Source organism: Rhizobium phaseoli (assembly GCF_003985125.1).
GTDB classification, from domain to species: domain Bacteria; phylum Pseudomonadota; class Alphaproteobacteria; order Rhizobiales; family Rhizobiaceae; genus Rhizobium; species Rhizobium phaseoli.
Genome location: NZ_ML133570.1, coordinates 339316 through 351832 on the forward strand (window position 1 = coordinate 339316; position 12517 = coordinate 351832).

The window sequence follows — 12517 nt, forward strand, 5'->3', positions numbered from 1 at the left end:
CGTTCCGGAACCAAGAGCCGCCGCGATCATTGCTTCTACCACCGATCGCAAAGAGGAACGGCCATGGTACTGAAAGGAAAGAGCGCATTGGTGACCGGGGCAGGCTCCGGCATCGGCAAAGCAACCGCGTTGAAGCTCGCAGCCGAAGGCGCAAAGGTCGCGGTGCTCAGCCGTACGGAAAGCGAGGTACTGGAAACCCACCGGGAAATTGCTGCCGCTGGCGGGAAGTCGATCGCACTGACCGCCGATACCAGCGACGAATCTCAGATGCGGACGGCGATCGACAGAATGACCGAGGCTTTCGGCGGTATCGACATCGTCGTTGCCAATGCCGGGATCAACGGTGTCTGGGCGCCGATCGATGACCTGAAGCCCGATGAATGGGATCAGACGATGGCCGTGAACCTGCGCGGCACCTATCTGACGCTGCATCTGACCATGCCCTTTCTGAAGAGGAACGGCGGCTCCATCGTCGTCGTCTCCTCGATCAATGGCACGCGCACTTTTACGACGCCCGGCGCCACGGCCTATACGGCTACCAAGGCCGGGCAGCTCGCCATGGTTCAGCAGCTGGCGCTGGAACTTGGGAAATATCACATCCGCATCAATGCCGTCTGTCCCGGAGCGATCGAGACCGGCATCGCCGCCAACACCACCATGCGCCACCCTGAGGAAACCGAAATTCCCGTCATCTGGCCACAGGGTGAAATCCCGATCACCGACGGCAGGAAGGGCGCAAGCGACGATGTCGCCGAAGCGATCCTCTTTCTCGTCTCCGAGCGCGCCTGCCACATCACCGGCTCGCCGATCTGGATCGACGGAGGCCAGAGCCTGCTGCGGTAGGGATTGGCAAAGATCAGTTGTTCAGCCGGGCGCTGTCGAGCGTATAGAGTTCCTGCGCGCGCTGCACGCCCCGCAATGCATAACGTCCGACGCAGGCGAGCGCGGTTCGCTGTCCCTCCGGTATCGCCGCGGCGAAATCCGAGGAGATCAGCAGGTTGAGGTCGACCGAACGGCACATTGAGGCGATCCGGCTGACCTCGTTGACGGCAGGGCCGATGACGGTGAAGTCCAGCCTGTCCTGACTGCCGATATTGCCATAGAAAACATCGCCGATATGCAGGCCGATATAGACGTCCGTCGTCGCCCGGCCGTCGGCCGCACGCGCAGCGTTCAGCTTGACGAGCTTTTCCCGCAGCAGCGATTCGGCGCTGAGCGCCGCCCGGCACGTCTCTGCCGGCACCTCGCCCTTGAAGATGGCAAGCACCCCGTCGCCGATCAGCTTCAACACGTTGCCGCCCGCCTCGTGGATCGCCGAGATCGCCACCTCGCTGTAATCGTTGAGCAGCGGGATGATTTCCTCAGGCGGCACACGGTCGGAAATCTTGGTGTAGTTCAACAGATCGGAAAACCAGAGCGCCGCGGAAATTCGCTCCGATTTGCCGCGGCTGATCTTGCCTTCCATCACCTGGCGCGCCGCATCCTCGCCGAGATAGACTTCAGCAATGGTGCGGGCAATGCGCCCGAGCGCGATGCATTTGATCGCCAGCCCGAGGACCGGCACGAGCTTGCGCAGGATGGCGAGATCGTGATCGGAAAACCCCTCAGGATGTTTCGTCGCGAAATGCGAGAAAAAGCAATCCATTTCGCCGATTGTGCCGGCTTCGCTGAAACGATGCATCATCGCCACGAAATCCGTGTTGCCGGCTTCGGCAATCTTGTCGAGCATTGCGAAATCGATCGGATCGCCGAAGCCCAGGCGTCGGCGCACCTCCCGCTCGTTGCCCGACCAAAGATGATAAAAAGCCGAGCGCTGCCAATTCGAAGCCGCTTCGCCCGAGCTCGTCGGACCATACTCGAACTCGGGTTCGATCTCCTCCACGCTGTCCCAGCGGAAGGCGCGGCCCTCATGCACCGGGTGCAGCGTATCCATCAGCGCCAGGCCGCGGTCGAGCGGCAGGCCGGCATCCCGGCAGGCCGCGCAGAAGCCGGTCATCAGTTCGGCCTCCGAAGCGCCCTTCAGTCCCTGCTCCGTAATCCAGGCCGCAATTGTGCTGACGTCGCTGTAATCCATGCCGCTTACCTCGCTCAGTTCAAGCTTTAGCCCAAATTCGGCCTCTATGGAAAGCCGATTGGATCAATCGCCGGCCGGGATGTTGTAGGGCGTGATGATTTCAACCGCTGAAAGCAAGGCGCCAATCATCCGCCGGCCTGAGGGCTCGCGGCTCATGATCGTCCTGAATGCCGAACGCGCATCGGTTCTGAGATCATGATGCAGCACGAAACCGATCCGGCGTGCCGTAAGCAAAGCCCGATTGTCGGCATCGAGATCATGGGCGACGAAGACGCGGACGGGACGGCCGGCCACTTCGAAGGCCGCCAGCACGGCTCGGTTGCCGCCGCCGATCGAATAGGCAGCATTGATCGCGGAATCGGCCGCGAGCGCCGCCGTCGCAAGTGTTCCCGTCGCCGCATCGCTGCCGTGCCCTTCGCTGATTTCGGTGACGCCGATGCCGGGATAATGGGCGCGGATGACGCGGCGAAAACCGATTTCGCGTTCCTCCTCGCCGCGGAACCGCCCGCTCGACAGCGTCACCAGCACCTTGCCGCCGTCCCTCCCGAGGCATTCGCCGATGAGGTGGGCGGCAGTTTCTCCCGCTGCCCGGTTGTCAGCCCCGGCATAGGCGATCCGCGCCGAATTCGGCAGATCGGTCACCAGGGTCACCACGGGAATGCCGGCCGCATCCGCCCGCGCGACGGCGGCAACGACCTCGCCGACATCAGGTGCCTTGAGCACGATGCCGTGCGTGCCGCGCAGCCGAATGCGATCGAGCAGTTGCACAAGTTCTGCCGGCTTCATCACTTCGGCAAAGTGGAAGCGGCAGCGAAAGACCCCGGGGAAAAAGGTTGCCGTCTCGGCCTCGAAGGCGGCCCGCACCGCATCACTGAAACGCTGAGGCGTCTCCATGACGATATCGATCGCCAGCGTGCGCCCGCTGCTCATCGCCCCCGTCTGTTGCTTCTCCAGCTCCGCGATCGCCGCTCTCACCCGCATTTCTGTCTGTTGCCGCACGCCCGGCCTGCCGTTCAACACCCGGTCGACGGTGGCGGTGCTCAATCCGGCCTGAAAGGCGATGTCCTTGACGAGAAAAGCATGCGCCATGAGGAACCCTCTTGATGGTTTTTTGATGGATTCCTGATCTACATCACCTCGCATCGCGGCGTATAGTGCCCCATCGGAAACAGGGAGGAGCCTGAGATGAAAACCGATAACCAGCAGAAATTGCGCGCCGACCGTGTCTGGCTCTCCGAAGATGCCTGCGATCTTGTCGATTTTCGCCGGCTTGCGGAAAGGACGACCGCGCTTGCCGATTACCCCACCGCCTCAGCGATCGAGAAAAACATCCTGATCTACGACAGCCGCAAGGTGGTGGCGGCGGTGGCGGAAGACCGGCGCGCCGTGCTGGCCGAGATCTGCGAGGCCTTCGGCGAGGGCCCTGGTGTCGTCGTATTCAAGCACGCCTATGAAGATACCGGCGTCATCGACCGTGCCAGCGCGATTTTCGACGCGATCATAGAGGAACAGCACCGGACCTCGACCGGCGGCGGTGATCACTTCGCCAAGCCCGGCGCCAACGACCGCATCTGGAACTCGCTGGAAAAGCATTGCCTCGCAGATCCGGCAAATTTCGCCGAATATTACGCCAACGCAATCGTTGCGCTCGCAAGCGAAGCCTGGCTCGGCCCCAGCTATCAGATGACGGCGCAGGTCAACCGGGTCAATCCGGGCGGTGCGGCGCAGTCGGCGCATCGCGACTACCATCTCGGCTTCCAGTCGTCTCAGGTGATCGAGCAGTTTCCGGCGCATGTGCACCGGCTCTCGCCGGTGCTGACCCTGCAGGGCGCGGTCGCCCATTGCGACATGCCGCTCGAAAGCGGCCCGACGCTCTTCCTGCCGCACAGCCAGACCTATGTGCCGGGTTACCTCGCGTTGAAGCGCCAGGAATTCCGCGATTATTTCGAAGCCAACCATGTGCAGCTGCCGCTCGAAAAGGGCGATGTCGTCTTCTTCAATCCCGCCCTCTTCCATGCCGCCGGGACCAACCGCTCGGCCGACATCAAGCGTGTCGCCAACCTGCTGCAGGTCTCCTCCGCCTTCGGCCGGGCAATGGAAACCGTCAACCGCGAAAGGATGAGCGTCAAACTCTTTCCCGCCTTGAAGGCCTTGCAGGGCAAGCTCTCACCCAATGAAATCGCCAACGCCGTCGCCGCCTGCGCCGAAGGCTATTCCTTCCCGACCAATCTCGACCGCGACCCGCCGCTCGGCGGCCTGGCGCCGAAGACGCAGGCGCAGCTGATGCACGAGGCGTTGCGGGAGGACTGGGGCGACGAGGCTTTTACGGCCGCCCTTGCGGAGCAGGCGAGGAAGAAATTGAGCTGAAGGTGGAGACCGGAGCCCCCTAATCGCCGTAGCCGCCTCCCGCACCCGCGGGAGGACACTTGCATCTCATCACCAGGGAGGAACCAAATGAGCACAGACCACGGCCGACTCGACGGCAAGATCGCCATCGTCACCGGCGGCACGCAAGGGCTGGGGGCCACGATTGCCCGCCTCTTCGCCGAACGCGGCGCGCAAGGCATCGTCATCTGCGGCCGCAACGAGGCCAAAGGGAATGCGAAAGCGGCGGAGATTTCAGCCGCGACCGGTGTGAAGGTCGTCTACGTCAAGGCCGACCTCGCCAAGGTCGAGGACGCGCAAAATGTCGTGCGCGCCTGCGACGAGGCCTTCGGTGGCGTCGACGCGCTCGTCAATGCCGCCGCCATCACCGATCGCGGCACCATTCTCGACACCAGCCCGGAACTGTTCGACGCCATGTTCGCCATCAATGTGCGCGCACCGTTCTTCCTGATGCAGGAGACGGTGAAGGTCATGCGCCGCGAAAAGATCGAAGGCACCATCGTCAATATCGGTTCGATGTCAGCCAAAGCCGGCCAGCCCTTCATCGCCGCTTATTGCGCCTCCAAGGGGGCGCTGGAAACGCTCACGAAGAACACCGCCTATGCGCTTTTGCGCAACCGCATCCGCGTCAACGGCCTCAATATCGGCTGGATGGCGTCGGAAGGCGAGGACCGCATCCAGCGGGAATATCACGGCGCACCGGCCGACTGGCTGGAAAAGGCGGCGGCGAACCAGCCCTTCGGCCGCCTCGTCGATCCGCATGAGGTGGCACGCGCCTGCGCCTACCTGTCATCGGCCGAATCCGGGCTGATGACCGGCTCGGTCATCTGCTTCGACCAGTCGATCTGGGGTGCTTACGACGGTTCGCCGCATCCGGTCGCCGCCCTCTGAAAAACCGGAGCCCGGCATTTCCGATCACCGGGCTCTGGCACCTTCCCGCGTTTGTCGCTAGGAAAAGGACGGCAGCATTCAGGGAGGAACTGGCGTGGCCGACAATCCGCTTTACGACATCCGCGATGAACGTTTCGGCGCTCTGGTCATCGGCAGCGCAGGCCTCGAGGAACTCTATTCCGGCTGCCGCTGGACGGAAGGCCCGGTCTGGTTTTCCGACCTCAACTGTCTTCTCTGGAGCGACATTCCGAACGAACGCATGATGCGCTGGACACCGGATGGTACGGTCTCGGTCTTCCGCTCGCCCTCCAACTACATCAACGGCAACACCCGCGACCGGCAGGGCCGGCTGGTTTCCTGCGAACATGGTGGCCGCCGCGTCACCCGCACCGAGCTCGACGGCAGCATCACCGTTCTCGCCGACAGCTACAAAGGCAAACGGCTGAACTCGCCGAACGACGTCGTCGTCCGCTCCGACGGTTCGATCTGGTTCACCGATCCGACCTACGGCATCCTGTCGGACTACGAAGGGCACAAGGCCGAGCCCGAGCAGCCGACCCGCAATGTCTATCGGATCGACCCTTCAAGCGGCGCCATCGAGGCTGTCATCGAGGATTTCATCCAACCGAACGGCCTTGCCTTCTCGCCCGACGAGACGAAGCTCTACATTGCCGATTCCGGCTCGGCAAAACATGACGTGCCACGCCATATCAGAGTTTTCGACGTCGTCGATGGCAGAAGGCTGACGAACAGCCGCTATTTCTGCAGCCTCGACGTCGGCAATCCGGACGGTTTTCGCTTCGATGTCAGCGGCAATCTCTGGACGAGCGCAGGCGATGGCGTGCACTGCTTCTCACCCGATGGCACGCTGCTCGGCAAGATCAAGGTGCCGCAGACAGTCTCCAACCTGACCTTCGGCGGCCCCAAGAAAAACCGGCTCTTCATCACCGCGACGCGCTCGGTCTATTCGATCTACACGAAGACCAACGGCGCACAATTTCCGTGAGGCAGGCGGCTTGAAGATCGCCATTCCGGGATGACGACTTGCATAAAAAAAGCTAAAGCGCGTCGCACGAATGAGATTCGATGTGCGTGCTTCAGAGCATCGTGCCGAAACCTGTGAGCAAATTTCGGACAACATCCTGTTCTGGCAGCTCAAAGATCTATTGCATCAAGAAGGGATTTCCCGATGACCCGATTTTCATGCGCCGAAAGGCGCCGCACCGCTGCAACTGCGATGACCAGGAGAGCCTGAGATGCGGTCCGTCGTTTCCTTCAACGAAGGCTGGAGTTTCCACGAGGGCTTTGGCCAGCGCCTGCTCGAAAGCTTCGATGCCGCCAAATCGGTCAGCCTGCCTCACAACGCCGTCGAACTGCCCTTCAACTATTTCGACGAGAAGAGCTATCAGCGCGCCTTCACCTATCAGAAGCTGCTGCGCTGGCTGCCGGAATTCGAGGGCCGCGAGGTGTCGCTCGTCTTCGACGCCGCCATGGCCGACAGCGTCGTCTATCTGAACGGCGAAGAGATCATCGCTCATAAGGACGGCTACACCCCGTTCGAGGCCCGCCTCACCAGCAAGCTCATCAAGGGCGAGAACCTCATTACCGTCAAGATCGACGGCAGCGAGAACCCTGCCATCCCGCCCTTCGGCGGCCGTATCGATTATCTCACTTATGCCGGCATCTACCGCGACGTCTGGCTGAAGGTCACCGACCCGGTTTCGATCCGCAATCTGAAGATCGAAACCACAGACGTTCTCGCTCCGGAGAAGTCGGCGACCATCCGTGTCGATATCGCCAATCCCGAGGGCCGCAGCTTCTCGGCGACCGTCACTGCCACGCTGAAGCAGGCCGACGGCACGGTGATCGCCACCGCAGCGACCGAGACGATCGGCGACCGCACCAAGCTTTCCTTCGGCGGCCTGACCGGCATTACGCTCTGGGACATTACCGATCCCACGCTCTACGAAGTCAGCGTCGAACTCAGGACCGAGCACGGCTCCGACCGTGTCTCCAGCCGCTTCGGCTTCCGCACCGCCGAATTTACGCCGGAAGGTTTTCTCTTGAACGGCAGGCCACTGAAGCTGCGCGGCCTCAACCGTCATCAGTCCTTCCCCTATGTCGGTTATGCCGTCGGCCGCTCCGCCCAGGAGCGCGACGCCGACATCATGAAGAGCGTGCTGAAGTGCAATATCGTCCGCACCTCGCATTATCCGCAGTCGAAATGGTTCCTCGACCGATGCGATGCGATCGGCCTGCTGGTCTTCGAGGAGATCCCCGGCTGGCAGCATATCGGCGATGCCGACTGGCAGAAGGAATCGATCGAAAACGTCCGCCGCATGATCGAGCGCGACTGGAACCATCCCTCGATCATCATCTGGGGCGTGCGCATCAACGAGTCCCAGGACAATCACGATTTCTACGCCGAGACCAATCGCCTCGCCCGTGAACTCGACAGCACGCGCCAGACCGGCGGCGTGCGTTATATCACCGAGAGCGAGCTGCTGGAGGACGTTTACACGATGAACGACTTCATCCTCGGCAATGAGGAATTGCCGGGCGCCAACCGCCCGCGCACCGTGTTGCGCGGCCAGCAGGAAAATACCGGGCTTTCCGCCAAGGTGCCGTACCTCATCACCGAGTTCAACGGCCACATGCACCCGACGAAGATCTATGACCAGGAGCAGCGCCAGGCCGAGCATGTGCGCCGCCACCTCGAGGTGCTGAATGCCGCCTATGGCGACCCGGATATATCGGGCGCGATCGGCTGGTGCATGTTCGATTACAACACCCACAAGGATTTCGGCTCTGGTGATCGCATCTGCTATCACGGCGTCATGGACATGTTCCGCGAGCCGAAATTCGCCGCCTATGCCTATATCAGCCAGTGCGACCCGTCCGACGAGATCGTCATGAAGCCGGCAACCTTCTGGGCGCGCGGCGAGCGTAATATCGGCGGCGTTCTGCCGCTGATCATCCTGACCAACTGCGACGAGGTGGAGCTGCGATATGGCGGGCTCAGCAAGCGCATCGGTCCGGACCGCGAGAACTATCCGCATCTGCCGCATCCGCCCGTCGTGCTCGACCAACGCCATTTCACCGCCGACGAACTCGGCACCTGGGGTCTCGAATGGATCGACGGCACCTTGACCGGTTATATCGGCGGCGAGCCGGCAACGAGCCTGACGCTGGTCGCCGATCCGCTGCCGACGACGCTGGAAATCGTGGCCGACAGCTCGACGCTGAAGGCTCGCGAACGCGACAGCACCCGCGTCATCATTCGCGCGCTCGACCAGTGCGGCCAGCGCCTGCCTTTCATGAACGACAGCATTTCGCTGAAGGTGCATGGGCCCGCAAAGATCGTCGGCCCGATCAATGTGCCGCTGCAGGGCGGCACCGCCGGCTTCTGGCTGGAAGCGACGGGTCTGGTCGGCGAGATCACCGTCGAAGCGGTCTCCTCGCGTTTCGCGCCAGTGACCCTCACTGTGACGGCCACCGCCTAGTTTAACGCAGAACCACGCGTCTTATTCAGGCGCGCGGCCTCTGGCCATCAGGCGATCCGCATCTGGCTGTCGGGATCGAAGAACACGGCCTTGTCGAGATTGAAGGCGAGACGGGTGTTCTGGCCCGGCGCAATGCCGGCATCGGCGCGCAGGCGGGCGACGACGGATTTGCCGCCGAGCTTGGTGACGGCGAAGGTGTCGGAGCCGGCCGGTTCGACCACCTCGATCAGGCAATCGTCCTCGGTCAGCGAGCGCGCCTTGCGGTCGGCTCCGTCAGGATCGGTCAAGGCCTCCGGGCGGATGCCGAAGATTACCTGCTTGCCGGCATAGGCGGAGAGACCGTTGGCGCCGGCGACCACCGGCAATCGGAGCGGCGCAGCATTCGGCCGCTCCAGCGACACGGCAAGCCCGGAGGCGCCATTCTCGACGGTGGCGTTGAGCAGGTTCATCGCCGGCGATCCCATGAAGTCGGCGACGAAGAGATTGGCCGGGCTGTTATAGATCTCGGCCGGCGTGCCGAACTGCTGCAGCACCCCGTCCTTGAGCACCGCGATCTTGGTCGCCAGCGTCATCGCCTCGATCTGGTCGTGGGTGACATAGACGAAGGTGGTGCCCATGCGCTGATGCAGCCGCTTGATCTCGGTGCGCATGTCGACGCGCAGCTTGGCGTCGAGATTGGAAAGCGGTTCGTCGAACAGGAAGACCTGCGGATTGCGCACCAGCGCCCGGCCCATGGCGACGCGCTGGCGCTGGCCGCCGGACAATTGCGACGGCTTGCGGTCGAGCAGGTGGCCGATCTGCAGCATGTCGGAGACCTGCTTGATCGCCTTGGCCCGTTCCTCCTTCGGCACGCCGCGAATCTCCATGCCGAAGGCGATGTTGCCCGCCACCGTCATGTTCGGATAGAGCGCATAGGACTGGAACACCATGGCGATATCGCGCTTGGACGGGTGCAGGCCGTTGATCGCCCGCCCGTCGATCCGGATATCGCCAGAGGTGATCGTCTCCAGCCCGGCAATGGTGTTGAGCAGGGTCGACTTGCCGCAGCCGGACGGGCCGACCAGCACCAGGAAGCCGCCTTTTTCGAGTTCGAGGTCGATGCCCTTGAGAATGTCGACGGCGCCGAAGCGTTTTCTGAGACCGGAGATTTCCAGGAAGGCCATGACTTACCCTTTGACTGCGCCCGCCATCAGACCGCGCACGAAGTAGCGGCCGGCGAGGATATAGACGATGAGCGTCGGAACGGCCGCGATCATCGCCGCCGCCATGTTGACATTGTATTCGACCACCCCGGTCGAGGTGTTGACGACATTGTTGAGCGCCACCGTCATCGGCATGGAATCGCCGGTGCCGGCATAGGCCGAGGCAAACAGGAAGTCGTTCCAGATATTGGTGAACTGGTAGATGACGGTGACGACGATGATCGGCAGCGAGTTCGGCAGCATGATGCGGCGGAAGATCTGGAAGAAGCTGGCGCCGTCGACCTGGGCGGCGCGCACCAGCTCGGTCGGAAAGGCCTCGTAGAAATTGCGGAAGAACAGCGTGGTGAAGCCCAAGCCATAGACGACATGGACGAAGACCAGGTTGACCGTCGAATTGCCGAAGCCGAAGGAAAAGCCGGTGGCGTTCTGCAGGGTGACGCCGAAGCGGCCGAGCGAGCCGAGGATGGTCGCCATCGGCAAGAGCACCGACTGGAACGGGATGAAGCAGGCAAACAGCATCAGCCCGAACACCAGCGTATGGCCGGGGAAGCGCCATTTGGTCAGGATATAACCGTTCAGCGCTCCCATGATGGTGGAGATGGCCACCGCCGGCACCACCATCTTGATCGAGTTCCAGAAGTAGCCCTTGATGCCGGCGCAGGTCAGGCCGACGCAGGCCTCGCCCCAGGCCTTGATCCAGGGATCGAAGGTCGGGGCCTCCGGCAGCGCCAGCATGTTGCCGCCCTGGATCTCGTCCATCGTCTTGAACGAGGTGGTGAGCATGACGAAGAGCGGCATCAGGTAGAGGATGGCGAAGATCACCAGCAGGCCGTAGATGACCAGCCGGCCGATCCAGCGGGCATTGTTGCTGGAATGGGAGGGAGAGGAAACCGAGATGCTCATCGCGTCTTCTCCTTCAGTTCGGAATAGAGATAGGGCACGATGATCGCCGAGATGGTCATCAGCATGATGATGGCGCTGGCCGAGCCGACGGCCATCTCGTTGCGCTTGAAGGTATATTCATACATGAAGTTGGACGGCAGCCAGGCCGAGCCGCCCGGCCCGCCCGACGTCAGCGCCACCACCAGATCGTAGGATTTGATCGCCATATGGGCGAGCACGATGAAGGCGGAGAGAAAGATCGGCCGCAAGAGCGGAATGACGATGCGGCGATAGAGCTGGAAGGGCGAGGCGCCGTCGATCTGCGCCGCCTTCATGATCTCGCCGTCGATGCCGCGAAGCCCGGCCAGGAACATCGCCATGACGAAGCCCGACGCCTGCCAGACACCGGCGATGACGACGGTATAGATGACGAAGTCCTTGTTCTTGATCCAGTCGAAGTGGAAGCTCGTCCAGCCGAAGTGGTGCAGCGTCTGCTCGAGCCCGAGGCCGGGGTCGAGGAACCATTTCCAGGCCACCCCTGTCACAATGAAGGAGAGCGCCATCGGATAGAGGAAGATCGGGCGCAACAGCCCCTCGCCGCGGATCTTCTGGTCGAGCAGGATGGCAAGCAGCAGGCCGAGCGCCAGACAGATGCCGACATAGAGGAAGCCGAAGATCGCCATGTTGGTGATCGAGGTGTACCAGGACGACGGCGGATCGCTCTCGAAGGTCCAGCGCCACAGCCGCTGATAGGCGCGCGCCCCGGTCAGGGCATAAGAGGGGAAGGTCTTGGAATTGGTGAAGGACAGATAGGCCGTCCAGACGATGAAGCCATAGACGAAGACCAGGGTGATGACGAAGCTCGGCGCCAGCACGATCTTCGGCAGCGCATCCTGCAGCCGGCCCCTGAGCGAGATCGGTGTCGATCGCCCGGGGGTCAGAACCGGATCGGTGGTGGCAACTGTGCTCATGGATATCGTCTCCCTTCCCGCAGGATCGCTCGGCATTTATCGCTGCGGAGCTTGAAGCTTCCCCGCAAGATCACGCGGGGAAGCATTTGTCATCGACGACCCTCAGCGGGCGTCGTCGATTGCCTGGACGAGCTGGGTGACGGCTTCGTCGGAGCTCTTGATCTGGCCGTGGACGAACTTCGAGACGACGTCCTTATAGGCATTGGCGATCGCCGGAGGGGCGCCATAACCCTGGGCCAGCGAACCGAACAGCGTGCCGCCCTCATTGGCGGCCTTCAGGTCGGCGATGCCCTTCTTGCCGCAGGCGTCGAAGTCGGTGTCGGGAACGTCGGTACGGGCCGGCACCGAACCCTTGACGACGTTGAAGGCCGACTGGAAGCTCTTCGACAGCGTTGCCGTTGCCAGCGCCACCTGCGCCGCCTTGCGGTCGTCGGGGACGTTGAACATGCCGAACATGTCGGAGTTGTAGATGACGCTGCCATCGGTGCCGGGGAAGCGGTAGCACAGGAAGTCCTTGTCCGGGGTCTTCTTGGCGGCGACGAATTCGCCCTTGGCCCAGTCGCCCATCACCTGCACCAGCGCATCACCCTTGATGACCATGGCGGTCGC

10 protein-coding genes and 1 pseudogene are annotated in these 12517 nt (G+C 62.5%); 5 read left to right on the forward strand and 6 right to left on the reverse strand.

The window, feature by feature from the left end; genetic code table 11:
• Positions 1-63 precede the first annotated feature (63 nt).
• Complete coding sequence (locus EFD56_RS13425) at positions 64-843, forward strand: SDR family oxidoreductase (RefSeq protein WP_126905503.1); 780 nt, start codon at positions 64-66, stop codon at positions 841-843.
• A gap of 13 nt (positions 844-856) precedes the next feature.
• Here the strand turns inward: EFD56_RS13425 and EFD56_RS13430 are convergent, their stop codons facing one another.
• The gene (locus EFD56_RS13430) at positions 857-2074 is read right to left on the reverse strand and encodes an adenylate/guanylate cyclase domain-containing protein (RefSeq protein ID WP_004668717.1); all 1218 of its coding nucleotides are present in this window, start codon (positions 2072-2074) and stop codon (positions 857-859) included.
• A gap of 63 nt (positions 2075-2137) precedes the next feature.
• Positions 2138-3163: a LacI family DNA-binding transcriptional regulator gene (locus tag EFD56_RS13435; RefSeq protein ID WP_126905504.1), complete on the reverse strand. Its 1026-nt coding sequence runs from the start codon at positions 3161-3163 to the stop codon at positions 2138-2140.
• A 96-nt stretch (positions 3164-3259) separates the two neighbouring features.
• Between EFD56_RS13435 and EFD56_RS13440 the strand changes: the two genes are divergently transcribed.
• The 4 genes from EFD56_RS13440 to EFD56_RS13455 all read left to right on the forward strand — a co-directional run bounded on the left by EFD56_RS13440 (position 3260) and on the right by EFD56_RS13455 (position 8853).
• The gene (locus EFD56_RS13440) at positions 3260-4441 is read left to right on the forward strand and encodes a phytanoyl-CoA dioxygenase family protein (protein ID WP_126905505.1); all 1182 of its coding nucleotides are present in this window, start codon (positions 3260-3262) and stop codon (positions 4439-4441) included.
• Between the two features lie 87 nt (positions 4442-4528).
• A complete protein-coding gene (locus tag EFD56_RS13445; RefSeq protein WP_064828511.1) occupies positions 4529-5350 on the forward strand; it encodes an SDR family oxidoreductase in 822 nt (273 codons plus the stop codon).
• 94 nt (positions 5351-5444) lie between these two features.
• Positions 5445-6356, forward strand: coding sequence for an SMP-30/gluconolactonase/LRE family protein (locus EFD56_RS13450; protein ID WP_037112978.1), 912 nt, complete (start codon positions 5445-5447; stop codon positions 6354-6356).
• Positions 6357-6606: 250 nt separating this feature from the next.
• Positions 6607-8853 carry a glycoside hydrolase family 2 protein gene (locus EFD56_RS13455; RefSeq protein WP_126905506.1) on the forward strand — a complete coding sequence of 749 codons (2247 nt, stop codon included), beginning with the start codon at positions 6607-6609 and terminating at the stop codon, positions 8851-8853.
• Between the two features lie 47 nt (positions 8854-8900).
• On the opposite strand, the gene EFD56_RS13460 is transcribed toward EFD56_RS13455, so the two are convergent.
• From EFD56_RS13460 to EFD56_RS13475, 4 genes and pseudogenes are all read right to left on the reverse strand, one after another.
• Positions 8901-10016 carry an ABC transporter ATP-binding protein gene (locus EFD56_RS13460; RefSeq protein ID WP_037141519.1) on the reverse strand — a complete coding sequence of 372 codons (1116 nt, stop codon included), beginning with the start codon at positions 10014-10016 and terminating at the stop codon, positions 8901-8903.
• A gap of 3 nt (positions 10017-10019) precedes the next feature.
• Complete coding sequence (locus EFD56_RS13465; protein ID WP_126905507.1) at positions 10020-10958, reverse strand: carbohydrate ABC transporter permease; 939 nt, start codon at positions 10956-10958, stop codon at positions 10020-10022.
• Positions 10955-11908: a carbohydrate ABC transporter permease gene (locus EFD56_RS13470; protein ID WP_126905508.1), complete on the reverse strand. Its 954-nt coding sequence runs from the start codon at positions 11906-11908 to the stop codon at positions 10955-10957. The genes EFD56_RS13465 and EFD56_RS13470 overlap by 4 nt, the downstream gene beginning before the upstream one ends.
• Positions 11909-12010: 102 nt before the next feature.
• Positions 12011-12517 (reverse strand): annotated as a pseudogene (locus EFD56_RS13475) (sugar ABC transporter substrate-binding protein); the annotation flags it as partial.

Excerpts from the sequence above, each read along its gene's own strand:
- EFD56_RS13425 (WP_126905503.1), top strand. The coding sequence starts at position 64 with ATGGTACTGAAAGGAAAGAGCGCATTGGTGACCGGGGCAGGCTCCGGC.
- EFD56_RS13430 (WP_004668717.1), bottom strand. The coding sequence starts at position 2,074 with ATGGATTACAGCGACGTCAGCACAATTGCGGCCTGGATTACGGAGCAG.
- EFD56_RS13435 (WP_126905504.1), bottom strand. The coding sequence starts at position 3,163 with ATGGCGCATGCTTTTCTCGTCAAGGACATCGCCTTTCAGGCCGGATTG.
- EFD56_RS13440 (WP_126905505.1), top strand. The coding sequence starts at position 3,260 with ATGAAAACCGATAACCAGCAGAAATTGCGCGCCGACCGTGTCTGGCTC.
- EFD56_RS13445 (WP_064828511.1), top strand. The coding sequence starts at position 4,529 with ATGAGCACAGACCACGGCCGACTCGACGGCAAGATCGCCATCGTCACC.
- EFD56_RS13455 (WP_126905506.1), top strand. The coding sequence starts at position 6,607 with ATGCGGTCCGTCGTTTCCTTCAACGAAGGCTGGAGTTTCCACGAGGGC.
- EFD56_RS13460 (WP_037141519.1), bottom strand. The coding sequence starts at position 10,016 with ATGGCCTTCCTGGAAATCTCCGGTCTCAGAAAACGCTTCGGCGCCGTC.
- EFD56_RS13465 (WP_126905507.1), bottom strand. The coding sequence starts at position 10,958 with ATGAGCATCTCGGTTTCCTCTCCCTCCCATTCCAGCAACAATGCCCGC.
- EFD56_RS13470 (WP_126905508.1), bottom strand. The coding sequence starts at position 11,908 with ATGAGCACAGTTGCCACCACCGATCCGGTTCTGACCCCCGGGCGATCG.